Genomic DNA, 23870 nt, shown 5'->3' on the forward strand with positions numbered 1-23870 from the left:
TCCTCAGAAGCCGCCCGCCGGGCAGCTCTCCCCGCCTGGCTCCACGCCTACAATCACCACCGCGCGCACACCGCACTCGGCGGCCACCCACCAGCCAGCCGCGTCCCCAACCTCTCTGGGCAGAACACCTAGTCCGCGCACGCCGGCCCGTCGCCGTCCCCGCTCCCCTGCACCGGGGACTGGGCCTGAAGTATGCCAATACCCGCGCCATGGCCTTGAGCTGGAGTTCTCAAGATCATGACGATGCGGCGCGGTCACGCGTCCCACTCGACGTGAGCCGCGACCACACGTCTGCCAGCGATGATCGTCGCCATGTTCGTACGGCTGCTGTACCTGATGACAATCCGGTTGGTCGACGGACTGGGGTTGCTGGCCCGAGCGGACACGGCGCTGATCGCCGAAGTCCTCGCACTCCGCCAGGAGGTGGCGGTGCTGCGTCGTCAGATCCGAGGTCGCCCGCACCTGTCGTGGCCGGACCGGGCGGTTCTGGCGGCGTTGACCCGGCTGCTGCCGCGTACCTGCTGCCGCATCGGCTGGTGACCCCGGCGACGTTGCTGTCCTGGCACCGTCGGCTGGTCCGTCGACGCTGGACGCAGCCCAACCACGGTGGCCGACCGCCGGTCGCGAACGATGTCCGAGACCTGGTCGTTTGTCTGGCCAGCGAAAACCCTCGCTGGGGTTACAAGAGGATCGAGGGTGAGCTCGACCGGCTGGGGCATCGGGTCGGACTCCGCACCATCCGGAGGATCCTGGCCCGCCGCCGTATCGGCCCGGCACCCCGAGGTACGGACACCAGTTGGCGGGCGTTCCTGCGCACCCAGGCGAAGGGCCTGTTGGCGATCGGCTTTTTCCACCTCGACACGGTCCTGCTACGAAGGTTGTATATCCTGGTGGTGATGGAGGTTGCGACCCGGCGGGTGCACCTGCTCGGCGTCACCGCCCATCCAACCCAGCAGTGGACCACCCAGGCCGCTCGCAACATCGTCATGGACCTCGGTGAGCGGGCAGCCCGGTTCCGGTTCCTGCTCCGTGACCGCGACACGAAGTACGCCGCCGGATTCGACGAGGTCTTCGCCAGCGAGGGGATCACGGTGATCAAGACGCCGCGCACACCCCGCGCCAACTGTTTCATCGAGCGCTTCGGCCGCAGCCTCCGCGACGAGTGCCTCGACCACCTGCTGATCTCCAACGAGCGCCACGCGCTGACCGTCGTTGGCGAGTACGTCGACCACTTCAACGATCATCGACCCCATCATGGCCGACTGCAGTTGCCGCCTAACCACGATCCGGCCGTCGTCATCCCCATGGATGTCCCCGTCCGACGCCGACGACGCCTCGACGGCGTGATCAACGAGTATCACCGAGCCGCTTGAAGCGATCATCAAATGCCTGTTCACGCCCCCTGGCGCGGGTTTTGGCATACTTCAAGGTCCCGGCCGGCGGTGACCTGCCGTTGCGACAGCGCGAAATCGTCCGGCCGTGCTCCCAGACGATCAGCTCGCCGTTTATCTGCAGTTGGACGTAGTCCCAGGGCCTTGGCCTGGGCCCACTCCGTCGTAGACATGTCGACCACGGGGCGTCACGAGCGGCCGGCGACGGGATGAGAATGTGCGGCAAAGTGGCGTGCGACCATAGGCCGCGCGTGACGCGCGATGCTAGCGCTTGTAGCCGTAGAGGAAGACGTGAACCCCGGCGGAGACCATGGCGGTGACTTCGTCCTTGTCGTTCAGCATCGCGCGGTCTGCCAGGTTGTCGGCGGAGATGAGCAGCATTAGGTGCCCGGCTGCGCGCGTGGGATCGTCGATGGTGAGGTGGCCGCGGTCGGCGATCTGGCGTAGCCGGGCGGCGAGTTCGCGCCGCACGCGACCGGGGCCGGTGTCCTGCCAGAGCCTCAGCGCTGCCGGCGGGATGTGTTCGGTCTCGGCGTTGATCTGACGGATGAGCGCGAAGTGCGGAGCCAGGTCGGAGGTCAGCACCGCGAGCCAAGCCAGCCCTAGGTCGACCAGGTCTGTCTCGAGGTCGACGACCTTGCTCAGGTGGCGGTCGATGACGTCGACCACGGTGTCGGCGACCCGCTGCGTGCTCTCCTGGATCACCGTCTGGAACAGTTCCGCCTTGTCGTTGAAGTGGTTGTAGATGGTGCGGTTGGAGACGCCTGCTTCAGCCGCGATCGCGTCCAGGCTCGCGCGGGTGTACCCGTCGCGGGCGAACAACGCCAATGCTCCGTTGATGATCGCCTGGCGTTTGTCGGGCTGTCCAGCCGGCTTTTTCTTCTCCATCACGCCTGCCGAGGCTACCCGATTACATCGTCCGTTGCATTTCATGCTCCGATCGATGTAGGTTCTGCACCGATCGGTGCAACACCAAGTCCAAGGAAGGAAGATCCGCCATGCCCACCAAGACACTGCAGATTCCCACCACGGACGGCCAGGCCGACGCCTTCGCCGCCTTCCCCGACCACGGCGAACGGCGCCCAGGGGTGCTGATGTACGCGGACGGCTTCGGCATCCGGCCCGTGCTGCGGGAGATGGCCCGCGAACTGGCCGGGCACGGGTACTACGTGCTCGTCCCTAACCTCTTCTACCGACACGGCCCGACACCGGTGATCGACCTTCCCGAGCACATCAGAGAAGAGGTCCGGCCCGCGCTCATGGCCCAGTTGATGCCCTTGATCGAGGCGCACACCGCCGAACGTGTCCTGAGCGACGCCGACGCCTACCTCAAGTTCCTCACCACCCAGCCCGAGGTCGGCGCCGGACCGGTCGCGGTGACCGGCTACTGCATAGGCGGCCTCCTGGCGATGCGCACCGCCGCGGCCCACCCCGCCCAAGTGGCCGCCGTCGCCGGATTCCACGGCCCCGTGGGCGCGGACGGGCCCAACGCCCTCGCCGGGATCACCGCCCAGGTCCACTTCGGTCACGCCGAAAGCGACCTCACGCCCGAGGCTCTCGGCGAGCTCAACCGGGCCCTGGACGCCGCCGGTGTCGACTACACCTCCGAGATCTACCCCGGCACCGTCCACGGGTTCACCATGTCTGACACCGACGCCTTCGACCCCGCTGGACTGCAGCGCCACTGGGATCGCCTGCTCCCCCTCCTCGACCGCACCCTGGCCAACAGTTGAGGCTCTGGCTCGGAAAACCTGAAGTAAACGGCTTCCGGAGCCCTTAGCTCGCACGCCAGCCGCAAAGTAGCGGCCGGGACCTGGTGATCGTGGTCATGCGCCCTCCGCCGGCGCAGCCTGTTAGTCGTGCTTGCGCAGCATCCGCATCACGGATCCAACGGCGCGACCAACGACCAGGCTGGCGTTACCGAGAGCAACGCACACCGACGGGCCGCGCGCCTTATCTGCGGCAGAAGAGTTCACTCAATCACTGGGTAGGAGCGGACGCATGAACGTTCGCTCGTACCGCACGACACAACCCGAGCCGTCGCGGATCCTGTCAGCCGCGACGAACTCCGGATCACTGCCAAACCGTGCGCGGTAACGCTCGTAGGCTGCCAGACTCTCAAAGCTGAACAGCGCTTCGGCCTTGTCGCTCGCCCCTTCGGCGGGCAGGAAGTAGCCGTGGTGCACACCACCATGCTTGGTCACTAGCCGCATCCAGGCGTGGGCGAAGCGTTCGAACGCCTCAATCTGCTGTGGGTTGATGGTGTAGTGCACGACGCAGGTGATCATGGAACCACCATACGGGGCGATGCACGCACATCTCGGCTACTTGTTTCATTGACCTGCGACCGTGGCCCGGCCAGGCTTCGGTCGAGGCGCCCGGGCTGTCGCTCTCATTTCGGCTGCCCACGCTGGTCGTGTGGCTCTCATCTGGCCTGCGCAGTCCCGGGCGTCGCTCCAGGGCGGGAGAGGCTCGAGAGCGCCTCTGTGGCGGCGGCGTTCGCCGCTGGAGGCTTCCAGCGGGGAGGTGCCGGCATAGCTGGCGAAGTGATCCGCGGTGGGGAAACGGGTGACGTCACCGACGTGACCGAGAACCTTCGCGGCGATCAGGTGCCCGACACCGCGCATGTTGACGATCGTGGAGTGCGTCTCGGCCAGGACTTGCCGGATCTGCGTCTGGTTGGTGTGCAGGCGTCGGTCGAGGTGGCGCAGGTCGGCGATCATGTCGCGTGCGAGGTCGCGGCGGCAGCTGTCGGTGACGGTGACGGGCCGGATGCCGCGCAGCAGCGTTGCGGGCCTTGTCGGCGGTGAGGTCCAACGGCGCGCCGCCGGGAATCAGGTCACGCAGCATGACGTGGAGCCGGTTGAGCAGGCGGACACGTTCACGGGCGAGGTCGTCACGGCGTTCGGATAGCAGTCGAAGCCGGGTGTGGTCGTTCTCGGCGGTGACCTGCCGCAGGTTCTCGCGGCGCATGGCGGCGTGCGCGACGCTGACGGCGTCCGCGACGTCGGTTTTGCGGATGCCGCCGGTGTCCAGCAGCCGGGCACGAGCTGCGAGAGTGGCTGGCACGTCCACGACGTTTTCGCCGGCGGCGGCCAGCAGCTGCGCGATGCCACGACCCAGCCCGGCGGCGCCTTCTACAGCGAAACGGCGTTGCGGCCAGCGAGCCGCCCAGTCGGTCAACGTTGTGTATGCCGCAGCGTTGACGGTGATCCGCCGCGACTCCAACAGTTTGCCGGTCCCGTCGAGAGCGACGGCGGTCAAGGAGGACTTGTGCGGGTCGATGCCGATCGTGATCACGTAGAGCCGGGTTCCTTCCACCAGGGCGAACAGGGACATCGCCATGGCAGGCAGCCTGACTTGAAGAAATGTCTTGGAGCACGCCTCTGTTGAGCCACACCACGGCCGGGCGCCGGCCAGCGGCGGCACGCTCTTGATGAGCCAACCCGAGAGTGGCAAGGGGTTTGCGAGCCAGTGCCGACCGGCGCCCTGACGCTACGGGCTGCAGACCCTCGCGTCTGGCTTCAGTAGACAAGTCAGGGGTTTGCTCGGCTCGAAGTAGCGTTGCCCTCTCGGCTCGACAACCCAGGTGGATCGAGCATCGGAGGACGCGTTGAGTGGCACGTCAGATCGTGTGGTCATCGGTATGGACCCGCACAAGCGCTCTGCCACGATCGAGGTGATGGCCGGCGACGAGACCGTCGTTGGTGGCGGCCGGTTCGACACCGACCGCGACGGCTACGCGGAGATGCGAAAGTACGCCAGGCAGTGGCCGAACCGGGTGTGGGCGATCGAGGGCTGCCAGGGCATCGGCCGGCACATCGCCAACCGGCTACTGGCCGACGGCGAGCATTTCGTCGACGTGCCACCGAAGCTGTCCGCCCGGGCGAGGGTGTTCGCCACCGGACAGGGCCGCAAGACCGATGTCACCGACGCCCACTCGATCGCGCTGGTCGGTACCCGCATGGCCGGGCTACGCCCGGTGGTCAACGATGAGCAACTCGCCCTGTTGCGGATTCTGGTTGACCGGCGCCGCTCGCTCGGTGAGGACCACACCCGGATGGTGTCCCAATTGCACCAGCTGCTGTTGGAGCTGATTCCGGGTGGGGCGAAGAAGAGCCTGTCCGCCGCCCAGGCCAAGGCACTGCTGGCCACAGTCCGGCCTCGCGACGTAGTCGGCAAGGCCCGGCGGCGGGTCGCCGCGGAGCTGATCGGGGACCTCGAACGGATCTACCGACGCTCCAAGGAAGCCGACAAGGAACTGAAGGAACTGGTCGCGGCCACTGGCACCACCCTGATGGACCTGCACGGCATCGGATCATCCGGCGCCGCCCGGCTACTGGTCGAGGTCGCCGACATCACCCACTTCCCCAACCGGGCCCACTTCGCCTCCTGGAACGGCACCGCCCCCATCGGCGCCTCCTCCGGCGACCAGGTCCGCCACCGGCTCTCCCGCGCCGGCAACCTCCAGATCAACCGGGTCCTGCACATCATGGCCACCGTCCAGCTACGCAACCCCACCGAAGGACGCGCCTACTTCGACCGGAAGAAAACCTCCGGCAAGACATCGATGGAAGCCATGCGCGCCCTGAAACGACGCCTGTCCGACATCATCTACCGACGCATGACCGACGATGCCGTGGCCGCTACGGCGGCGGACCCGGGAGGACAACGGGGAACGACTACCGACTCCAGCGTGACCAACTCGCATCCCCAAGCCGGCTCTTCGGAGAAGTCACTTCCCAGACCCGCCACCCAGCTTAGAACCCCGCTCTCGGCGATGTCTTGACACAAGAGCAGAGCCAAATCCGCACGGCGAGGGAACGACTGGCTTAGCAACACCCTCACGCAGCGTCACCAACTTGGACAGCCGCTGTCAGGCGGGGAGTCGCCGGACGTAGACCGAACTCGGCGCGGTGTGCAGCTAAAGCCATACTTACCTCTGCACTCGGACCTGTACGCCGACTAGTGACAGTTGGCCGCGTTAGGCTGTCTGGCGGTAAGACTGTCCTCCGGGTTCCGCCCGTCACACGAACGAGTGACCAACCAGACGCCGCGCACAAGCCCAGGGCTAATCGATAGAGTCACGGGCGTTGGAGCGGCGGGCGCGCGAACCGCGGGAGTGGCCTCTTCATACCGCGCTCGCCGCTCCTTCCCTGTCCCCCGAAGGCCCTCAGGCCGGCAGATCGAGCATTCTGCCGCCCGCCCTTCGGCGTGTGGTGACGGGGCAACGGCCCTTAACCGGAACCGCCGCCCACAGCAGCGGTTGTCCGTTGCCCCGTCGCCATCCATCTTCGATCGTCAATACGCTGCGCTGGCGGTCGGCCCGCGCGGTAGGTGCCGAGCGCACGCCTGCAAGAATTGAAGGATATCGGCACTGGCGACCCCAACGTCGATTTGCACCGCCCGCGCAACCTTGCCCCGGCCTGCAGGCCCTGAAATCGAGACAAGAGCAACGGGACCTTCTTAGATTACCCCAAGGTGCTCGGCAGACTACGGCGGGCGCTAGATTTTGAGCTGACATCGACTGGCTGGTGCGCAGCTTCTTCACTGCGAACAAGATGGCCAAGAGCATGTTGACGGTTCGCAGCGCAGAACTAACTGATCCGGCAGCGGCAGCCGCGTTCGTCTAACACGGCCCCGCGATCGTTCAGGTTATTGCCCAGATCAATCCGGCTATGGCGGGTCGGCCGACACGGTGTTGATCGACTTTACCTCGACGGTTAGCCGCCAGTGCAGCCACCGCTTCGCGCAGTCGATGGGCGTGTCTCGCCAGATCCGGGCCTGCCGGGTCGTTCCCAGTTCGGTCCGCGCTCGAACGGTCCGACGGAACTCACGTCATCGTCGCGCTGTTGCGGTGTGGTTGTACTCGAAGATGAGATTGGTGCGTGGCCGAGAAGCCTGGAACGGTCTTCCGACTCGGTGTAGACGAGGCCCTGACGGATTCGTTCCAAGACCGCTCGTTCGTCGCTCTGCTGTACTCCGCGTTCCGTCCATCTGTGCGCCGAGCCCCGCTTACGAGGCTCCTAGCGTCCAGGCGGTGTCGCTACCCGCACCGGCGGACCGGCCGCGCCTGCCGGCGGCAGATCAAGCCGTCGGGACTGTGGGTGCCCACCCGCGCTGCCACGGGGCTGACGGGTGGGCTGGACGCTGGGCTGTTAGGTTCTGGCCACGAAGTACTCGCCGTCGCTGACCGCCAGGTGGGTGGCCGTCATGAGGTCGTCGATGCTGATCTGGTGCTCCACGCCGTCCCACGGGTCGAGCACGTTAAAGTTGGTCGGCACGTAGCCGACGTCCGGGTGCTGCCAGCCGCCGTAGCCGTGGATGACGACGTAGTGCCGGTAGTACGGGGAGGCGTTGCTCCAAGGCAGCGAGCCGGCCCGGACCAGCACGATCGCCGGTCGGCCGCGGGACAGCGACTCGACGATCTCCCGCATCCCCGCGTCCAGGCCCTCTGGGGTGCTGCTCTGGTATTGGCCACGGTAGTCGGGTGCGCCCGCATAGGCGTTGATGGCGGGAGAGAGGGCGCCGGGGAGAGTGAGCCCGAAGGTGTCGGTGGCCATCCGGTCGGCGAGCACGGATTGGGAGGGCGCGGAAGCGCCGATCGTGGCCAGGACGGTCTGCACAGCGGCCGGTCCGCAGTAGGTGCTGGTCTCCTGGATCTTCGCCGAGAGCTTCATGTCCAGCGCGCGCAGCGGGAGCATCCACTGGCCGGCGATGCCGAAGGTGGCGTCGGCGACGACGTACGGCAGCCGCAGCGTGGTCCATCCGGTCCAGCAAGCGCGGGGACTGTTGCCGGTCATCGTCGGGCAGGACTGGGGGACGCTGACGCCGTCGTTGCCGAACCACAGGCGCATGTTCACCTGAAAGTTGGTGTAGGCCGACGGGTTGATGAAGGCGATGGCCCGTACCTGGATACGGGCCGAGTTGAACTCGAGGCACACCTGGTGCGCGGCGCCGTTCCAAACGCGGGTGCTGGAGCAGGTCCGCTTGCCGGTGCTCGTGGGGTAGGCACCCCACGTGCCGGCCTGGGCCGCGGGTGTGGGCAGGACGATGAAGGTGGTCAGCGAGGCAAGTAACACCAAACTCAGTCGCTTGAACATGGTCGCCTTTCTTGGGAGGTGGATGCGGGGCCGAGCCGAGGTCTACGGCGTCCCGGTCGGGGTTGCTTTGGGGCTCGAGGTAGGCGATGGCGGCGTGGAGTGGCCGGAGCCGGGTGTGGGTGTTTCACCGGTGGGCCGGTCCGAGGGCTTGGGCGCGGGGAGGGGGCTGCTGATCGTCGGCCCCGGGGCCGTGGGCTGCTGGTTCGGTCCGGGTAGGCGCGGCACGACGGCGACCGCGATGACGATGGCCGTCCCGGTCGCCACGGCCACCATCGGCAGCCAGCGTCGTATTCGCGGTGGTGGCGCGGTGGCCGTGGGCGGGATGGCTGGCCGCAGCCGGTCGGTGGTGATCGCGGTGGCGCGGTTCGCCAGCGCCCGGCGGAGCCGGTGTTCGAGTTCGCTGCTCATCGGCTGTCCTCGAGTAGGCCGCGCAGGATGGCCAGTGCCCGGTTCACGGTGGACTTGACGGTGCCGCGGGACACCCGCAGCGCGTCGGCGATCTCCTGTTCGCTCAGCTCGGACCAGTAGCGCAGCACCAAGACCTGACGTTGCCGGGTGGTCAGCCGCCGCATCGCGGCCAGCACCTGCGCGTCACCGTGCCCTAGCAACGCCTCGTCCTCCGCCGCCGGCACGACGACCGGTGGCGGTGGCAGGTAGGCGCGGGCGCTGCGCCGCCGGCGCAGGACGGAGCGGGCCGCGTTCATCACCCCGGTGGTCAGGTACGCGTCGGGGTCGGTCAGCGCCTGCAGGTCGGCGCCGTGTCGCCGGTACAGCGCGGCGAACACGTCCTGCACGACGTCCTCGGCCGTGGGCAGGTCGTCGACCAGGAGGATGGCCAGGCGCACCAGGCTCAGTCGTCGGGCGTGGTAGAGCTGGTTGATCGGTGGCCCGGCCTCCCCGGGGGGCCGGGGAGGCCGGGTGCGTGGCCAGGCCCGCCGCGTCCATCGGAGCAGCGCCGATGGCAGTGGCAGCACAACGATCACGGGCTGGCCCTTTGCTGGACGAGATGGTGGGTTCGGGTACCGGTCAGCGAGCGGTGCGTGGGCGCGTCGGCGTTGGAGAGGCGGTGGGGCCCGGCGTGGGCGAGGAGGCGGAAGGGGTTGGCAGTGGTTTGGTCGGTTTCGGCGTCGGCGCCGAAGAGGAGGTGGGTCCCGGTGTCGAGGAGGAGGGGGTCGGCCGTGCGGTGCGGGGTCCCGGCGTCGGGACGGAGGTGATGGTAGGCGTCGGCCTCGGCGCCGAGGAGCTGGTGGGCCGGGGTGTCGGCGCGGAGGTACTCGTGGGTCCGGGCGTCGACGAGTTCGTCGGACTGGGCGTCGGCGTGACGGGCGGCGACGGCGGGGTCGTCAGGGTGTTCGCGGCGGACACTCCGCCCATCGCCAGGGCGGCGACGGCTCCGACGGCGATGGCGGCGGCACGGCTGGAGATACGCATCCAGTTGTCTCCTCGTGAGTGGATCGGTTGCCTTGACAGACGTCCGTGGCGCCGAAAGGTTGGCGGTTCAGCAGTGATCCATGCCACAGTCAGGCCGCCGTGAGCGGGATGTGGAGGTCGACGGCTTGGGCGAGGGCGTCGTAGCCGGCGTCGTTGAGGTGGATGCCGTCACCGGAGTCGTATTCGGGTCGGAGCAGGTCGGGGTCGGTCGGCTGGCGGACGACGCGATCGAAGTCCGCGACCTGGTGGTAGGCGCCGCTCGTCCGGATCCAGTGGTTGACCTGGTCGCGTACCTTTTCTGCCTGCTCGCTGTAGGCCAGGCCGGAGCCCTTGATCGGCATGATGGTGGCGCCGACGACGGTCAGGCCGCGGGCGCGGGCGGCGCGGATGAGTCGCCGGTGTCCGGCGATGATCTCGGTGGCGGTGGCCTGCCGGGGCTTGTTCCATTCGGCGAGGTCGTTGACGCCCTGCATGATGATCACCGAGCGGATGCCGTGCCGGTCCAAGACGTCGCGCTCGAAGCGGGCCAGGCCGTTCTGCCCGTACTCGGGTGAGTCGCTCAGCAGGCGGTTGCCCCCGATGCCCGCGTTGACGACGCCGAGGGGTCGGTGCCGGGCGGCGAGCCGTTCGGCGAGCTGATCGGGGTAGCGGTTGTCGGCGTCGACAGTGGAGCCGACCCCGTCGGTGAGCGAGTCGCCGAACAGGGCGATGCTCGCGTGGGGACCGCCGCTGACCTCCACGCCGGTGAGGTAGTACCAGGAGTTGCTGCGTTCGGTGAACGCCGCAGGCTCGCGGTCGGTGAGGTGGTCACCGACGGCGCGGTAGGACGTGGCCTGGGCGAAATGGTGGAAGGTGGCCGGGCCGGTGGGCGCGGTGAATCGCAAAGTGATCGCGAGCCGTTGCAGAGCGTGCGTACGCAGCCGTATGGCGTCGCTGTAGCGCTCCCGGCCGGGCGGGATCACCACATCCGGGCCGCCGTCGAAGGTCAGCGGTAGCCCGGGGCCGGCAGCCGCGCCCTGCAGGGCGTTGGCGACGGCGGCTTTCTCGATCCGGAGAGGCGTGGTGCCGTGGATGTTGGACAGCCGGATGCGGACGGCGGTGCCGCTGGCGCTGATCCGGATGATTTGCCGCAGGGTGTGGTCGGCGAAGCCCTCCCGGGACCAGTTGGTGCCGTACCACGGGGTGCTGGGGGTCGGCCACTGGGTTGCCGTTCCCCACGTAGCCGTCCACCGGGGAGCGGCGGTCGCCGCCTCCGCGGGAACCGCGGCGGCGGCCGCCGTCAAGGTCAGGAGCACGGCCGAGATGAGCGCTTTGGGAATACGCATGGCGAGCACGGCCTTTCAGGCGGTCTTGAAGGCGGACAGATCGAACTCGAGCGTGACCTTGTCGGAGATCATCACGCCCCCGGTTTCCAGAGCGGCGTTGAAGCTGACGCCGTAGTCCTTCCGGTTGATCGTCATGCCGCCCTCGAACCCGACCCGCCGGATGCCCTGGGCGTCGATCGCGACGCCGGTGTGATCGAGCGGGATGGTGATCTCGCGGGTGACGCCGCGGATGGTCAGGCAGCCGGTGACCTCGAAGGCGTCGTCGCCGGTGTGCTTGACGGCGGTGCTGGTGAAGGTGATGTGCGGGTGGTTGGTGGCGTCGAGGAAGTCGCCGGTGCGCAGGTGTCCGTCCCGCTGGGGGTTGCCGGTGTCGATACCGGCCACGTCCAGGACCACCCGGACGTGGGAGGCGGAAGGGTCGCTGGCATCCAGGAAGGCGGTGGCCTCCATGAGGGGGATGCTGCCGCGCACCTTGGTCACCATGGCGTGCCGGGCCACGAAGCCGAACCGACTGTGCGCCGGGTCGATGGTGTAGGTGCCGGTGAGTTCGCTGGGGTACATGCCTACTCCTTCAGAGTCTTTCAGTGCTGAAAGATTCAGCAGGACAGTACATCGCGTTATTTCAGCGCGCAACTGTTTAGTACGATGGTTGCGTGACGAGATGGCTCACTGACGACGAGCAGCGGACCTGGCGCGCCTTCGGCCGGACCATGCGGCTGCTGACCGACCGCCTGGAGCGTGACCTGCAGACGGCAGCCGGCATGCCGCCCACCTATTACGAGCTGCTGGTGTTGCTATCCGAAGCTCCGGAACGCAGCATGCGCATGAGCGAGCTGGCCCACTGGACCAACTCCAAGCCCAGCCGCATCTCCCACGCCGTCAACAAGCTCGAACAGAGCGGCTGGGTACGCCGGGAGCACTACGAGGGCGACCGTCGCGGCTGGCTCGCGACCCTGACCGACGAGGGCCTGGCGGCGTTGAAGGCCGCGGCGCCCCGTCATGTGAAGAGCGTGCGCGCCCACCTCATCGACCTGCTGACCCCGGAGCAGATCCGGCAGCTCGGTGACATCAGCGAGGTCGTGCTCGCCCACCTGACCGACGAGGAACAGCAACACTGACGGCGCAACGGCGAGGCTAACGGGGCACCGCCCGGTCAGGGCGCCGACCAGCCCGGTGTCGATCGCCCGCGCGTTCTGTGCCGCGACGGTGCCGACGCCGTCGGCTGCGGCGTGAATGAGGCCCGACTCGCCGGCCCTGAGGCGTCCGCTTTGGCAAGCGTAAACATACGCCGTGGTGAGCACCGTGGGTATCACCACGTACCCGGCCGCTTCGAGATCGGGCACGTCGGCAGGGCTGGTCAGGTGCGGGGCGGCCGGCCCGCCCCGCACCTGACGGAGGTGGTGCAGGTCAGACGCCGAAGGCCGCCGCGTAGCGGATGGTTCCGCGCGGGACAGGGCGAGCGGGGTCGAATACCAGCGCCATCATGTTTTCGTCCGGCACGTCGAACGGCGGCCGGATCCCGTACCCGGAGGCGGGCATGAAGCCGAACCGGGGGTAGTAGGGGGCGTGGCCGAGGACGAGGACGAGGTTCTCACCCGCCGCCCGGGCGGCGTCGAGAGCGGCGCGAATCGCCGCTGATCCGGCGCCCGTGCGCTGCTGTTCGGGTAGCACCGAGCACGGACCGAGGGCCAGGGCCGGTACGTCGTCCACGTGGCATCGGGTCAGCAGGGCGAAGCCGGCGGGGGTGCCGTTGGGGTCCTCGGCGATCCACGAGGACCACGGCAGCCACGCCTGCCGGTCCTCCCGCAGCGCGTCTACCAGGTCGGCCTCGAGCGGGCCGGGGAACGCGGCCAGGTTGATCCGGCGGATCGCGGCGCGGTCGTCAGGCCCGGCTTCCAGGCGGGTGTGCCAGATGCGGTTGGTCATGGCGGGGTACGGCTCCTCGTGGGTGTGCGTTCTCGGTGATTCGGTGACAGGGCGCAGGACGTACCCGGTGTAGCGGTAGTCGGTACCGTGACGGCGACGTAGGGAGATCTCTTCGCGCGTGGCGGTCACGGCCTCGGCCATTCCCGGCCGGGCGGGCGCAGTCTCGACGCGCTCGGTCAGCAGGGTGTAGTAGTCGTCGAACCAATCGTTGTCCGGTAGCTCATAGACGCCCTCTACGGTGTAGCCGGCGGCCTCTGCCGCGGCGATGTTGGCGGCCCTGGTCCGCAGCGGGTAGTGACGGCCCCAGTACGTGCGGGCCGCGATGGAGGGGGTGTCGGTGCTCCATTCGCATTCGGTGACGACGAGCGCGCCGCCGGGAGCGAGCAGGCGTCGCCAACTGACCAGCGCGGTGTCGAATCCGATGTTGTAGACGGAACCCTCTGCCCAGACCAGGTCGAAGCTGCGGTCGGGAAAGGGCAGATCGGCCATTGACAGCCGCGCGGTCGTGATGGAGGTGATCCGCCGCGCGGCGGCGACGGCCGCGAGTTCGTCAAGAAACGGCTGGTGCAGATCCACGGCGACCACCTGTGCGCCGGCCTCCGCCGCCAGCAGCAGGGCGGCGGGTCCAGTGCCGCAGCCGAGGTCGAGCACGCGGGGATGTTCGGGTAGTGGACCCGCCAGCGCCAGCAGGCGGCGGGTGGTCGTCTCCGAGCCCGGGCCCTGTCGGGGCAGACCGTTGTGCAGCGCGAAGAATGCCTCTTCGAACGGTGTGTACTGCTGGGCGGGCGTCGTCTCGGTACGTGTCTGACGGCCGGTCACGACTGCTCCCGGAAGCTGTAGGTCGCGCGGAGGTGGCGGGTGATCGCCTTGCGGTGGTTCTCCCGTTCCGCGCGCAGGCGCGCGTCGTCCCGTGAGGCTGCCCAGGCGGATTCGCGCTGGAGTTTGCGATAGCTGTCCAGCCGACGCGGCGACAGGGTTCCTGCGTCGATCGCCGCACGTACCGCGCACCCGGGTTCACTCGTGTGCCGGCAGTCGGTGAACCGGCAGTCGCGGGCGAGTTTCTCGATTTCGGCGAAGACCTGCTGGATGCCCTCTTCGGTGTCGTGCAAGCCAACCGCGCGCAGGCCGGGGGTGTCGATGAGCACGCCGCCGTTCGGCAGTGGAAGCAGTTCGCGGTGGACAGTGGTGTGCCGGCCCTTGCCGTCACCGGCGCGGACCGCTCCGGTGGCCAGCAGGTCGGCGCCGAGCAGGGCGTTGCCGAGCGAGGACTTGCCCGCGCCGGAGGGCCCGAGCAGCACGATCGTCCCGGTCAGTACCGCGGCGAGGATGTCCAGGCCCTCACCGGTGGCGACGCTGGTGACCAGGACATCGACGCCGATGGCCAGTGCGGCGACTTCGTCGCGTACCTCGGTGAGGTTCCGCTCGGCGAGGTCGGCTTTGGTCAGGACGACGACCGGGAGCGCCCCGCTGTCCCAGGCGAGCGCGAGCATACGCTCGATCCGGCCGGCGGGGATGGGGGTGGCGACGGATTCCACGATGACGACTGTGTCGACGTTCGCGGCCAGGACCTGCGGACGGGAGGTGCGTGACGCCGTGGACCGCACGATGGCAGTCCGGCGGGGCAGCAACGCAGCCAACTCCGGCTGCACGGCGGGGGTGACAGCAGCCCAGTCCCCGGTACACGGAAGCGGGGACGGCGACGGGCCGGCGTGTGCCGACCAGGTGGCGCGCATCGAGCCGGTGGCGGTGACCACCGTGGCCTGGCCACGGTCGACCAGTACGACGCGGGCGGGCAGCAAGCCGCCGGCCCGGTGCTCGGCGAAAGCGTGTTCGTATGACTCGTCCCAGCCGTATGAACGCAACACGTTCGAGGACGGGATCGGCGCCGAAGATGGCGATGACAACGGAAGAGACCCTTCGGAAGAGGGGCCCCGACAGACACAGGCTTAGCCCGGGCGGGACCGAACGTCCCGTCGAACGGAGAAATCAGCTGGGTCAGGCCGAGGCCCGGGACGCAAGGTTGGTCCGGGCGCTGCACACGGCAGCAGCCACCTTCGCGGTCATCAACCTCACCCCCCTTTCTCCCATCCGATCCGATGTCGCATGAATGTCGGGTGGAAGGCTACCACGGCTGATCAACGGCAGACACACCCTTACTGGACGTTGTTTCATCTTCGGGTCTAGGCCCTGGGCGAGGACCTGCTTACAACACCTAACTAAATGATGTTGGGCGTAACCGTCTGGACGTGAGGGTCGTTCTGTTTGAACGTGAGGAGGGGTGAGCAGCCGCCGTGGATCGTCTCGGACGAGTTGTGGGCCGAGATCGCACCGTTGCTGCCACCGCGCCCACCGCGTCGGTACCGCTACCCCGGCCGTAAGCCGCTGGATGACCGCAGGGTGTTGTGCGGGATCTTGTTCGTGCTCTACACCGCGATCCCGTGGGAGTACCTGCCCCAAGAACTCGGGTTCGGGTCGGGAATGACCTGCTGGCGCCGGTTGCGGGACTGGAACGACGCCGGCGTGTGGCAGCGGCTGCACGAGGTCCTGCTCGGCAGACTCCGGGCCGCTGGGCAGTTGGACATGTCTCGGGCGGTGATCGACGGCTCCCACGTGCGGGCGCTCAAGGGCGGCCCAAAACCGGTCCGAGCCCGGTCGACCGCCGCAAGCCAGGCTCGAAACACCACGTCATCACCGACGCGGGCGGCATCCCCCTCGCCACGGCACTGACCGGCGGCAACCGCCACGACGTCACCCAACTCATGCCCCTGGTCACCAAGATCCCACCGATCCGAGGCATCCGCGGCCGGCGCGAACGAGCCGTCGATCCGGGTTCAGTTCGATCTCCGCGGCCTGCGCCCCGAACAGCTCGACCGCCCCGCGAGCGGCGGTCTGCAGGACCGAGTCGAGATCCCTCGAGGTGAGAGCATCAGCCAGTGCCGCGTGGCGCTCCCAGGCCCTGCGCTCCTCACGCAGCTTCATGCGATACGACAAGGCCAAATGCAGGACCAACATCGCCATGGGCAGCGCGGCCAGCGCCCGCTCATCGACCATGACGACCGCGACAGCGAGACCCGACAGCGCTATCTCGGCAGCACCCACCAGCAAACGCGTCTGCCACAGGTAGCGCAACATCGACGCGAAGCGGCGACCGGTGGCGAGCGACACCGCGGCGGATGTCACGACTTCCTCGATCAGCACCACGACCCCGGCTGCCATCGCCAGCCCGAGCACGTAGGCACTCGCGGACGGCTCGGAGCCGTTCATCCCGTCGAGAGCAGGGCGGGCACCGGCGAAGGACATGGCGGCCCCGGCGGCGGTGGCCCCCAAGATGTCCTTGCTCGTATTGTGGACCGCCTTGTGCAAACTCGCGGACCGCGGATACCGCGTGATGATCTTCGCGGCGATCACACCCACCGCTGCGCACACCACCAGCCACGGCGTCGGCAGCACAGCGGCACACACCAGATAGGCCGTCGGCGTCAGCGTCACCCGCATGGGAACCCGCGCCGGCAGCGGCACGGAAAAAATGCTTCCGGCGGCGACCAGGGCCGCGGCAACGACCGCAAACGCAAAGTCAAATGGCGCCGGCCAGGCAAGGTGGGCTACGGCCCAACCCGTACTGGCAAGCGCCATCAGAGACAACGTAGCGGTGAACAGTTTCAAGGTCAGTGGTGTGCCACGAACTCGTTCCACTCCGCCCCCGTGCGAGCGCTACGGCCGATGCGAATCGTCCACAATAGCACCGCAGCGTGACCTCAGCTCCACTCCAAGCCCTTACGCATCGCGCCCCTCCTCTCCCCAGCTCCAGGGGGAAGGTATGCGCGACTACTCCAAGAATAAACGCAAAACTGTCCAAATGGTCATAATTCAGCCTATCGATGAGGCTGGACTTTACGAAGAGTCCCGGTTGAGCTACGCAATGCGCAATGAGGTGCGTCTATCCAAGCGGTCAGCTGCGGCACCGACGTCGAGCCCGTAAGGCTTGCCGCGACGCCACCGCATCCGCCAGCGGCAGCGCCGCGACTCGGCACGAGAAATCGGTGTCTGATGGAGGGCGTCGGTGCGGGGGGCTTCGTTTGGGTGGTGACGCCGATGGCGGCGAGCGCGCAGCAGGTGGCCACGGCGATGAGCAGGGGTGCGTAGCCGTCGCCGGTGTGTAGGAGCGCGGCGGCGGCGAGCGGTGCGCCGGCTTTGGCGATGGTGACTCCGGCGGCGAGGCGTCCGGCGATGGTGGCGTAGGCGGTGGTGCCGTACCGGTCGGTGAGCAGGGCGGGGGTGGCGAGGCTGGTGATCCCGAAGCCGAGTCCGAAGCCGACGATGGTGATGACGGCGCCGGTGGGGGTGCCGACGAGCAGGGGCATGGCGAGGACGGCGGCGGCTTGGATGGCGAAGACGGCGGCGACGATGGTGGTGACCGGCAGTCGTCGGCGGGCGGCGGTGAGGACGAGTCTGCCGGTGACGGACAGGACGCCGAGCAGGCCGGCGCTGGTGGCGGCGAAGGTGGCGGGGTGTCCGCGGTGGAGCAGGTAGCCGATGAGGTGCACGGTCATGGTGCTGGTGGCGACGCCGTGGGCGGTGAAGGTCGCGGTGAGGATCCAGAAGCGAGCGTCGCGCATCGCGGCGTGGGCGACCGCGCGCCGTTGGGCGGGTTCGGGTCGTGTCGGGGTGGTCAGTGCTGTCGTGGCTGCCGGTCGTGACCGGCGGATGGTGAGCGCGTGCAGGGGCACGGTCACGACGCCGTGGAGGGCGGCGAGGGCGAGTAGGGCGCCGCGCCAGCCGAGGTGTGCGGTCAGCAGGCCGGTCAGGGGCATGAAGATGGTGCTGGCGAATCCGGCCACGATCGTGACGGCCAGGAGTGCGGTGGCGCGTCGATCAGGGGTGACATGGGCGACGATGACGGCGAAGGCGGGTTCGTAGAGCACCATCGCGCCGCAGGCGCCTATGCCAATCATGACGGTGTAGAGCTGGACGATGGTGTGGACCTGGGACCAGGCGATCAGGAGCGCGGTGGCGGTGATCGAGCCGGCGGTCATGAGCGCGCGACCGCCGTGGTGGTCGAGCCACCGGCCGACGGGGATGGCCATGAGGGCGCCGGTGAGGACGGAGGCGGTGAGCGCGCCGGTGACGGCGGTGGTGGACGCGCCGATGCTGGCGGCCATCGGGTTCAGTAGGACGGCATAGGCGTAGTAGAGGGTGCCGTAACCGATGGTGGAGGTGACGGCGAGGGCGGCGACGATCCGCCAGCCGTGGGCGTGGTGCCCGCCGACGGTGGGGTCGGCGGGCACCGTCGTGGTGGTGGGCATCAGCTGCCGCAGCAGCCGCCGGTCTGCCCGCCGGCGGGCGCGGGGTCCAGGGTGACCAGGTTCAGCGGCGCGGCGAGCAGTCCGCCGGTGATGCCGGTGGCCAGCCCGCGTCCCATCGGTTCGGTGGCTGGTGTGGGGCCGCAGCAGCTGTCGCCGGTGGCGGAGTCGTCGGGGTTGCTGTTGCAGACTCCGGTTTCGGGTAGGTCGAGCTGGACGTCGCGGGCGGCGGTCCAGTCGCCGGCGAGGGCGGCGACGACGGAGCGGACCTGCTCGTAGCCGGTGGCCATGAGGAACGTCGGCGCCCGGCCGTAGCTCTTCATCCCGACGGCGTAGTAGCCGATCTCCGGGTGGGCGAGCTCGTCGACGCCGTGTGGGGGGACGGTGCCGCAGGAGTGCTCGTTGGGGTCGATGAGCGGGGCGAGGGCGCGGGTGGCGCCCATGACCGGGTCGAGGTCCAGGCGCAGCTCGGCGGCGATCGAGTGGTCGGGACGGAAGCCGGTAGCGGCGACGATGCGGTCCACGGTGAGCGACTCCTCGCTGCCGTCGCCGTGACGTACCACGACGGCGACGCGGCCGTCGGTGGGGGTGAGGGCGTAGATGGAGAAGCCGGTGAGCAGCCGGATCCGGCCGGCGTCGACGTGGGCGCGCAGCCGGGAGCCCAGTGCGCCGCGGGCGGGGAGGGCGTCGGCGTCGCCGCCGCCGTAGGTGCGCGCCGGTGAGGTGGTGCGGATGGCCCAGGTCACCTCGGTGCCCGGGTGCTCGGCGGCGAGGTCGGCCAGGGAGAGCAGGGTGTTGGCGGCGGAGTGTCCGGCGCCGACGACGAGGGTGTGGCGGTCGGCGAAGCGGTCGCGGTCGGCGTTGAGGACGTCGGGCAGGGCGTGCTCGAGGTACGCGGTGGCGTCGGTCTCGCCGCGGGCGGGCAGGCCGGAGGCGCCGAGGACGTTCGGGGTGCGCCAGGTGCCGGAGGCGTCGATGACCGCGCGGGCGAGCATCTCCTGGCCGTCGGTGAGGCGGATGAGGAAGGGGGTGGTGTCGCGGCCGGCGGTGCGCAGCCGGTCCAAGCCCAGCCGGCTGATCGCCTCGACCCGGGCGCCGTAGCGCAGGTGCGGCTTGAGCGCCGGCAGCGCGGCGAGGGGCTGGAGGTAGTCGGCGGCCAGTTCGGCGCCGGTGGGCAGGGCATCGAGGTCGGGGACGACCCAGCCGGCGTCGTCGAGCAACCGCCGGGCGGCGGGGTCGATGTTGTACCGCCAGGGGGAGAACACCCGCACGTGACCCCACTGACGCACCGCCGCGCCGGCGGTGTCATCGGCCTCGAGGACAAGGAAGGGCAGGCCACGCTCGCGCAGGTGGGCGGCGGCGGCCAGACCCACCGGACCCGCGCCGATCACCACGACGGGAAACTCGTCCAGGACACTCATCGGGAACTCCTCTGTGTTGATAACTGTCGAATCAAGAAGGTGTAGTGGCGCTGAGGTGCGCGTAGCACGGGGTTCAGACGGTGGGGCTGCGGCGTTCGAGCAGGATCACGTCGCACCACCGGCCGTGGTGGCGTCCCACTCGCTCGCGGACGCCGATCACGCGGAACCCGGCACGCTCGTGCAGGGCGAGGCTGGCGGTGTTCTCGCCGAAGACGCCGGCCTGGATGGTCCAGATGCCGGCGGCCTCGGTCGAGGCGATCAGGGCATCCAGCAGCAGCCGGGCCACCCCCCGTCCTCGCGCGGCCGGGTCGACGTAGACGGAGTGTTCCACCACGCCGGCGTAGACCGCGCGTGTCGACGTCGGCGAAACCGCCACCCAGCCGCGTACGGTGCCGTCGCCGTCGACGCCCACGAAGCGGTGCTGCGGCAGCCGGGCGGCGTCGAACGCGGCCCAGGTCGGTGCGATGGTCTCGAAGCTGGCGTCACCCCCGTCGAGGCCGGCCTGGTAGATCGCCAGGACCCGGTCGGCGTCGCCGATGGTCATCGGGCGGACGGTGACGTCAGCCATCAACAGGCTCCGATCGGCGTGGGTGCGGGACGGCCCATGACCACGTCGGCGGCCGACGGGAAGCAGCCGACACAGGCGTCGTTGATCCGGTAGTGCCGCGCGGTGCCGACCGGCTCCACGAGCACGAACCGCACGTCGGTGAGGATCTTCAGGTGCTGCGAGACCGTGGACTGCGCCAGACCGATCGCCGCGACGATCTCGCCCACGCTCATCGGGCGCGCCTGGCGGGCCAGGTACTCCACGATCTGCACCCGTGTCGCGTCCGCCAGGGCCCGGAACCAGGAAGCGTAGGTCTGCGCGGTCGCCCGGTCGAGCAGGTCACCCATCACCCATCCCTCTATCGTCTATCGCCGATTAACGATGAAGCCTACCAGTCGGGCCCCGTCACCACCGGCTGAGTGCCACGTAGGCGGCGGTGCGGGTGGCGTCGTGGCGACACTGGGCGCGCTGGTCGGTGGTGGTGACCCGCGCGCACGGATCGCCGAACCGGACACCGGCCGCCGGTGATGGCTGACGGACGTGCGGATCGAAGCATGACCACTCCTTCCATGAAAGTCTGTATTGACGTCCGTCGAATCAGAGAGTTGCACACTGATTAGGGAGGTGTCAATCTAGAGACATGTCGAAGCAAGCCGGCCCCCTCGCCCTCGTCGATCTCAGTGCCGAGACGCCGTGCTGCCCGCCCCTGACGCAGCGGCGCGTACCCGCCGAGACCGCGGCGGTGCTGGCGCCGGCCTTCAAGGCCCTCGGCGACCCGGTACGGCTGCGGTTACTGTCGATGATCGCCTCCGCCGAGGGCGGGGAGGCGTGCGTCTGCGACCTGACCCCGGCGTTCGACCTGACCGGGCCGACGATCTCCCATCACCTGAAGACGCTGCGCGAAGCGGGACTGGTCGACGCCGAGCGCCGGGGCACCTGGGTGTACTACCGCGCCCGACCCGCCATCCTGCGCCAACTCGCCGCCCTGCTCACCGTGCAGCCGACGCCCGCCGCCTGAGCCGGGACCGACCCCGGGACATGGCCGCGGCCAGCGCGGCGACGACATGCGTGGCGTCGCGGCCGACGCCGCGCAGGGTGTTCGAGGCGAACGATCGCTGGAACTCCAGCCCCAGGTAGACCAGGGCGGGGTGAGTGGTGGAGATCCCGCGCACCTGGCGCGGCATGCCACCCGGCGCGAGGGCGCCGAGCGGGGCGAGGTAGTCCAGGTGCGGCCGGTAACCGGTGGCGAAGATGACCGCGTCGACGCGCTCGACTGCGCCGTCAGCCCAGATCACACCATCGGGGGTGAAGGCGGTGAACATGTCCCGGCGGGTGAACAGGCCGCGGGCGAGGGCATCGCGGTAGACCCCGGTGTCCAGCACGGCGGCGTGGCGGATCAGGCGCAGCAGGACCGCTCGGGGCAGGCGGTCCGCGCCGGTCAGGTGTAGCCAGTGGTGCAGGTCCCGCCCGCCGATGCGCTGCGGCACGAACTGGATGGGCGCGCGGGTGGCCAGGGTGACGGTCGCCCACGAGGCGAGTTCGTGGGCGACCTGGACGGCGGAGTTGCCGGCCCCGACCACGACGACCCGCTTGCCCGCGTACGGCTCGGGCCGCCGGTAGTGCGCGACGTGCCGCACCTCGCCGGTGTAGGCGTCCTGGCCCGTCAGGACCGGCAGGTGCGGGTTGCCGAAGGAGCCGGTGGCCGCGACGACACCCGCGGCGGCGAACTCCTCGCCATCGCTGGTCTGTACGAGGTAGCCGCCGGGTCGGTGCCGCACGGCGGTGACCCGGACCCCGGTGCGGATGTCGGCGTCGATGCCGGCGGCGTAGCGGCGCAGGTAGCCGACAACCTCGTCCCGGATCGGGTAGCGGTCGGGCTCGGTGTCGTCGAAGGCCAGCCCGGGCAGCGCACTGTAGCGGGCCGGGGAGAACAGGGTGAGGCTGTCGTAGTAGCCCGGCCACGAGCCGACCGCCTCGGCGCTGGCCTCCAGCACGACGGGCCGCAGGCCTGCCTCGAGAGCGGCGCGGGCGGCGGCGAGGCCGGACTGGCCGCCGCCGACGATGATCACGGGTTCGGAACTCTTCGTCACCACTCCATCATATCGTCATTTCGTTGAATGACAATATGATGGACGTGGGGGAAGGTGGAACTATGGACCAGGCGACGCCCCCAGCCGATGCGCCCACCGCCGGAGCGACCGGGCTGGGACCGGACACCCAGGAGTTCCTGAAGGCTCTGGGCAGCCCCACTCGGCAACGGATCATGATGCTCTTCGCGCGGGGCGCCGAACTGTCGGTCGGGGAGGTGGCCGAGCGCACGGGCATCAGTCAGGCCACCGCGTCGCAGCAGCTGATCCTGCTACGCCGCGGACGGGTGGTGACCTCCCGGCGCGAGGGCAAGACCGTGTACTACCGGGCCGACCGCGACGGCACGCTCGCGGTGCTGGACGAGCTGCAGACGTACCTGAGGACCTGCTGCTGACGCGGCGGCGCGTGGCTGCGAACGAGATGAGGGTGCCCTCCCTGGCGGGGAGGGCACCCTCATCGATGGGAAGGGTCATGCACCGATCTGGCGGCCGTTCAGGCGCGCCACGCCAACGCGGATTGACCTGTGATCCCGGAGCGCAGCTCCACTGCGCAGCCGGGCCGCGGGGAGGCAGAGGCCCCTGCCGATGCAGCGGCAGGCCGGCGAACGCAACCACCTGGACCGAGCCCATGCCGCCTTGACGCCCGAAAAAGCATTAGCAATAATTGAGTCAATGAACGCTGACCATTCTCTGGTGGGGCGGGCGCGGATCCATGCCGCGCTCGGTGACCCGGCGCGGCTGGCGATCGTGGACGCGCTCACTCTGGGCGATGCGTCCCCCGGCGAGATCGCTAACACCCTCGACCTGCCCACCAACCTCGTCGCCCACCACGTCAAAGTCCTCACCGAAGCCGGCCTGGTGGTCAAGGGCCGCTCCGAGGGCGACAAGCGCCGCACCTACCTGCGGCTGCGGCCGGACTCCCTCGCCGTGCTCACTCCGCCGCCGCTGACCGGTGTCGGGCGGGTGGTGTTCGTCTGCACCCGCAACTCCGCGCGCTCGCAGCTCGCCGCCGCGCTGTGGCATGACCGCACCCACAGCCCGGCCGCGTCCGCCGGAACGCAACCGGCTCCCCGGGTGCACCCCCGCGCCGTGGCCGTCGCCGGCCGGCACGGGCTGCGCCTGGACCCGACCGCCACCGCCCACGTCACCGACGTTGTCCGCGACGACGACCTGCTCATCGCCGTGTGCGACAACGCCCACGAAGACCTCACCGGGCCCGTCCGCCCCCGCCTGCACTGGTCGGTGCCCGACCCGGTCCGCGTCGACACCGACGAGGCGTTCGAGGCCGCGTTCGCCGACCTAGCCGCCCGCGTCGACCGGGTCGGGCACCGACCAGTGC

The 23870-nt window shown here is 69.2% G+C and carries 26 protein-coding genes and 1 pseudogene; 11 read left to right on the top strand and 16 right to left on the bottom strand.

Features of this window, described 5'->3' with window-relative positions; translation table 11 throughout:
- From E1165_RS19075 to E1165_RS19080, 3 genes are all read left to right on the top strand, one after another.
- The coding region (locus E1165_RS19075; protein WP_165945259.1) for an integrase core domain-containing protein at nucleotides 1-132 on the top strand (132 nt) is incomplete at its 5' end.
- A 180-nt stretch (nucleotides 133-312) separates the two neighbouring features.
- A complete protein-coding gene (locus tag E1165_RS30040) occupies nucleotides 313-540 on the top strand; it encodes a hypothetical protein (protein WP_243704870.1) in 228 nt (75 codons plus the stop codon).
- The gene (locus E1165_RS19080; protein ID WP_243704871.1) at nucleotides 537-1373 is read left to right on the top strand and encodes an integrase core domain-containing protein; all 837 of its coding nucleotides are present in this window, start codon (nucleotides 537-539) and stop codon (nucleotides 1371-1373) included. Before E1165_RS30040 ends, E1165_RS19080 begins: the two co-directional genes overlap by 4 nt.
- A 282-nt stretch (nucleotides 1374-1655) precedes the next feature.
- Here the strand turns inward: E1165_RS19080 and E1165_RS19085 are convergent, their stop codons facing one another.
- Nucleotides 1656-2279 (bottom strand): TetR/AcrR family transcriptional regulator, encoded by a 624-nt coding sequence (locus E1165_RS19085; protein WP_132393170.1) that lies wholly within the window; start codon nucleotides 2277-2279, stop codon nucleotides 1656-1658.
- A 110-nt stretch (nucleotides 2280-2389) separates the two neighbouring features.
- Here E1165_RS19085 and E1165_RS19090 point away from each other — a divergent pair, with 110 nt between their 5' ends.
- Nucleotides 2390-3124, top strand: coding sequence for a dienelactone hydrolase family protein (locus tag E1165_RS19090; RefSeq protein ID WP_132393153.1), 735 nt, complete (start codon nucleotides 2390-2392; stop codon nucleotides 3122-3124).
- Nucleotides 3125-3367: 243 nt separating this feature from the next.
- On the opposite strand, the gene E1165_RS19095 is transcribed toward E1165_RS19090, so the two are convergent.
- The 3 genes from E1165_RS19095 to E1165_RS19105 are packed head-to-tail and all read right to left on the bottom strand — an operon-like array spanning nucleotide 3368 to nucleotide 4736.
- On the bottom strand, nucleotides 3368-3679 hold the full coding sequence (locus E1165_RS19095) for an NIPSNAP family protein (protein ID WP_132393154.1): 312 nt from the start codon (nucleotides 3677-3679) through the stop codon (nucleotides 3368-3370).
- A 45-nt stretch (nucleotides 3680-3724) separates the two neighbouring features.
- Complete coding sequence (locus tag E1165_RS19100) at nucleotides 3725-4018, bottom strand: transposase (protein ID WP_165945260.1); 294 nt, start codon at nucleotides 4016-4018, stop codon at nucleotides 3725-3727.
- Nucleotides 3966-4736, bottom strand: a complete 771-nt coding sequence (locus E1165_RS19105) for a transposase (RefSeq protein ID WP_132393156.1) — start codon at nucleotides 4734-4736, stop codon at nucleotides 3966-3968. Before E1165_RS19105 ends, E1165_RS19100 begins: the two co-directional genes overlap by 53 nt.
- Before the next feature lie 337 nt (nucleotides 4737-5073).
- Here E1165_RS19105 and E1165_RS19110 point away from each other — a divergent pair, with 337 nt between their 5' ends.
- Nucleotides 5074-6180 carry an IS110 family transposase gene (locus E1165_RS19110; RefSeq protein ID WP_243704872.1) on the top strand — a complete coding sequence of 369 codons (1107 nt, stop codon included), beginning with the start codon at nucleotides 5074-5076 and terminating at the stop codon, nucleotides 6178-6180.
- 1369 nt (nucleotides 6181-7549) lie between these two features.
- Here the strand turns inward: E1165_RS19110 and E1165_RS19115 are convergent.
- Both E1165_RS19115 and E1165_RS19120 read right to left on the bottom strand, forming a co-directional pair.
- Nucleotides 7550-8494: a C39 family peptidase gene (locus tag E1165_RS19115; protein ID WP_132393158.1), complete on the bottom strand. Its 945-nt coding sequence runs from the start codon at nucleotides 8492-8494 to the stop codon at nucleotides 7550-7552.
- Between the two features lie 404 nt (nucleotides 8495-8898).
- On the bottom strand, nucleotides 8899-9477 hold the full coding sequence (locus E1165_RS19120; protein ID WP_132393159.1) for a sigma-70 family RNA polymerase sigma factor: 579 nt from the start codon (nucleotides 9475-9477) through the stop codon (nucleotides 8899-8901).
- A gap of 95 nt (nucleotides 9478-9572) precedes the next feature.
- Between E1165_RS19120 and E1165_RS19125 the strand changes: the two genes are divergently transcribed.
- Nucleotides 9573-10028: a hypothetical protein gene (locus E1165_RS19125; RefSeq protein ID WP_132393160.1), complete on the top strand. Its 456-nt coding sequence runs from the start codon at nucleotides 9573-9575 to the stop codon at nucleotides 10026-10028.
- Here the strand turns inward: E1165_RS19125 and E1165_RS19130 are convergent.
- Complete coding sequence (locus E1165_RS19130; RefSeq protein WP_132393161.1) at nucleotides 10015-11250, bottom strand: SGNH/GDSL hydrolase family protein; 1236 nt, start codon at nucleotides 11248-11250, stop codon at nucleotides 10015-10017. The two genes, E1165_RS19125 and E1165_RS19130, sit on opposite strands and share 14 nt — an antisense overlap.
- Nucleotides 11251-11265: 15 nt before the next feature.
- Nucleotides 11266-11811, bottom strand: coding sequence for a YceI family protein (locus tag E1165_RS19135; RefSeq protein ID WP_132393162.1), 546 nt, complete (start codon nucleotides 11809-11811; stop codon nucleotides 11266-11268).
- Nucleotides 11812-11903: 92 nt separating this feature from the next.
- Here E1165_RS19135 and E1165_RS19140 point away from each other — a divergent pair, with 92 nt between their 5' ends.
- Nucleotides 11904-12368 (top strand): MarR family winged helix-turn-helix transcriptional regulator, encoded by a 465-nt coding sequence (locus E1165_RS19140; RefSeq protein WP_243704873.1) that lies wholly within the window; start codon nucleotides 11904-11906, stop codon nucleotides 12366-12368.
- Between the two features lie 289 nt (nucleotides 12369-12657).
- On the opposite strand, the gene E1165_RS19145 is transcribed toward E1165_RS19140, so the two are convergent.
- On the bottom strand, nucleotides 12658-13920 hold the full coding sequence (locus E1165_RS19145) for a bifunctional class I SAM-dependent methyltransferase/N-acetyltransferase (RefSeq protein ID WP_132393172.1): 1263 nt from the start codon (nucleotides 13918-13920) through the stop codon (nucleotides 12658-12660).
- A gap of 71 nt (nucleotides 13921-13991) precedes the next feature.
- The gene (gene rsgA / locus E1165_RS19150) at nucleotides 13992-15041 is read right to left on the bottom strand and encodes a ribosome small subunit-dependent GTPase A (protein ID WP_207916956.1); all 1050 of its coding nucleotides are present in this window, start codon (nucleotides 15039-15041) and stop codon (nucleotides 13992-13994) included.
- 430 nt (nucleotides 15042-15471) lie between these two features.
- Here rsgA and E1165_RS19155 point away from each other — a divergent pair.
- A pseudogene (locus tag E1165_RS19155) lies at nucleotides 15472-15983 on the top strand (IS5 family transposase); the annotation flags it as partial.
- On the opposite strand, the gene E1165_RS19160 reads toward E1165_RS19155, so the two are convergent.
- From E1165_RS19160 to E1165_RS19180, 5 genes are all read right to left on the bottom strand, one after another.
- A complete protein-coding gene (locus E1165_RS19160) occupies nucleotides 15946-16839 on the bottom strand; it encodes a hypothetical protein (RefSeq protein WP_243704875.1) in 894 nt (297 codons plus the stop codon). The pseudogene E1165_RS19155 and the gene E1165_RS19160 overlap by 38 nt on opposite strands.
- 209 nt (nucleotides 16840-17048) lie before the next feature.
- Nucleotides 17049-18479, bottom strand: coding sequence for an MFS transporter (locus E1165_RS19165; protein WP_305792150.1), 1431 nt, complete (start codon nucleotides 18477-18479; stop codon nucleotides 17049-17051).
- A complete protein-coding gene (locus E1165_RS19170) occupies nucleotides 18479-19897 on the bottom strand; it encodes an FAD-dependent oxidoreductase (protein ID WP_132393164.1) in 1419 nt (472 codons plus the stop codon). The genes E1165_RS19165 and E1165_RS19170 overlap by 1 nt, the downstream gene beginning before the upstream one ends.
- A gap of 73 nt (nucleotides 19898-19970) precedes the next feature.
- The gene (locus E1165_RS19175; protein WP_132393165.1) at nucleotides 19971-20465 is read right to left on the bottom strand and encodes a GNAT family N-acetyltransferase; all 495 of its coding nucleotides are present in this window, start codon (nucleotides 20463-20465) and stop codon (nucleotides 19971-19973) included.
- A complete protein-coding gene (locus tag E1165_RS19180; protein ID WP_132393166.1) occupies nucleotides 20465-20791 on the bottom strand; it encodes a metalloregulator ArsR/SmtB family transcription factor in 327 nt (108 codons plus the stop codon). The genes E1165_RS19175 and E1165_RS19180 overlap by 1 nt, the downstream gene beginning before the upstream one ends.
- A gap of 293 nt (nucleotides 20792-21084) precedes the next feature.
- Between E1165_RS19180 and E1165_RS19185 the strand changes: the two genes are divergently transcribed.
- The gene (locus tag E1165_RS19185; protein WP_132393167.1) at nucleotides 21085-21462 is read left to right on the top strand and encodes a helix-turn-helix transcriptional regulator; all 378 of its coding nucleotides are present in this window, start codon (nucleotides 21085-21087) and stop codon (nucleotides 21460-21462) included.
- On the opposite strand, the gene E1165_RS19190 is transcribed toward E1165_RS19185, so the two are convergent.
- The gene (locus E1165_RS19190; protein WP_207916958.1) at nucleotides 21434-22534 is read right to left on the bottom strand and encodes an NAD(P)/FAD-dependent oxidoreductase; all 1101 of its coding nucleotides are present in this window, start codon (nucleotides 22532-22534) and stop codon (nucleotides 21434-21436) included. The two genes, E1165_RS19185 and E1165_RS19190, sit on opposite strands and share 29 nt — an antisense overlap.
- A 62-nt stretch (nucleotides 22535-22596) precedes the next feature.
- Here E1165_RS19190 and E1165_RS19195 point away from each other — a divergent pair, with 62 nt between their 5' ends.
- The gene (locus tag E1165_RS19195) at nucleotides 22597-22926 is read left to right on the top strand and encodes a helix-turn-helix transcriptional regulator (RefSeq protein WP_132393168.1); all 330 of its coding nucleotides are present in this window, start codon (nucleotides 22597-22599) and stop codon (nucleotides 22924-22926) included.
- 277 nt (nucleotides 22927-23203) lie between these two features.
- The coding region (locus tag E1165_RS19200) for a helix-turn-helix domain-containing protein (RefSeq protein ID WP_132393169.1) at nucleotides 23204-23870 on the top strand (667 nt) is incomplete at its 3' end.

This window comes from Micromonospora sp. KC723 (genome assembly GCF_004348595.1).
GTDB lineage: Bacteria > Actinomycetota > Actinomycetes > Mycobacteriales > Micromonosporaceae > Micromonospora.

What these genes read in the sequence shown, in the direction of transcription:
- E1165_RS19135 (WP_132393162.1), bottom strand. Translation starts at nt 11,811, where the DNA reads ATGTACCCCAGCGAACTCACCGGCACCTACACCATCGACCCGGCGCAC.
- E1165_RS19090 (WP_132393153.1), top strand. Translation starts at nt 2,390, where the DNA reads ATGCCCACCAAGACACTGCAGATTCCCACCACGGACGGCCAGGCCGAC.
- E1165_RS30040 (WP_243704870.1), top strand. Translation starts at nt 313, where the DNA reads ATGTTCGTACGGCTGCTGTACCTGATGACAATCCGGTTGGTCGACGGA.
- E1165_RS19165 (WP_305792150.1), bottom strand. Translation starts at nt 18,479, where the DNA reads ATGCCCACCACCACGACGGTGCCCGCCGACCCCACCGTCGGCGGGCAC.
- E1165_RS19100 (WP_165945260.1), bottom strand. Translation starts at nt 4,018, where the DNA reads ATGCGCGGTGTCGGGCACCTGATCGCCGCGAAGGTTCTCGGTCACGTC.
- E1165_RS19130 (WP_132393161.1), bottom strand. Translation starts at nt 11,250, where the DNA reads ATGCGTATTCCCAAAGCGCTCATCTCGGCCGTGCTCCTGACCTTGACG.
- E1165_RS19195 (WP_132393168.1), top strand. Translation starts at nt 22,597, where the DNA reads ATGGACCAGGCGACGCCCCCAGCCGATGCGCCCACCGCCGGAGCGACC.
- E1165_RS19185 (WP_132393167.1), top strand. Translation starts at nt 21,085, where the DNA reads ATGTCGAAGCAAGCCGGCCCCCTCGCCCTCGTCGATCTCAGTGCCGAG.
- E1165_RS19175 (WP_132393165.1), bottom strand. Translation starts at nt 20,465, where the DNA reads ATGGCTGACGTCACCGTCCGCCCGATGACCATCGGCGACGCCGACCGG.
- E1165_RS19085 (WP_132393170.1), bottom strand. Translation starts at nt 2,279, where the DNA reads ATGGAGAAGAAAAAGCCGGCTGGACAGCCCGACAAACGCCAGGCGATC.
- E1165_RS19105 (WP_132393156.1), bottom strand. Translation starts at nt 4,736, where the DNA reads ATGGCGATGTCCCTGTTCGCCCTGGTGGAAGGAACCCGGCTCTACGTG.
- E1165_RS19110 (WP_243704872.1), top strand. Translation starts at nt 5,074, where the DNA reads ATGGCCGGCGACGAGACCGTCGTTGGTGGCGGCCGGTTCGACACCGAC.
- E1165_RS19180 (WP_132393166.1), bottom strand. Translation starts at nt 20,791, where the DNA reads ATGGGTGACCTGCTCGACCGGGCGACCGCGCAGACCTACGCTTCCTGG.
- E1165_RS19170 (WP_132393164.1), bottom strand. Translation starts at nt 19,897, where the DNA reads ATGAGTGTCCTGGACGAGTTTCCCGTCGTGGTGATCGGCGCGGGTCCG.
- E1165_RS19095 (WP_132393154.1), bottom strand. Translation starts at nt 3,679, where the DNA reads ATGATCACCTGCGTCGTGCACTACACCATCAACCCACAGCAGATTGAG.
- E1165_RS19115 (WP_132393158.1), bottom strand. Translation starts at nt 8,494, where the DNA reads ATGTTCAAGCGACTGAGTTTGGTGTTACTTGCCTCGCTGACCACCTTC.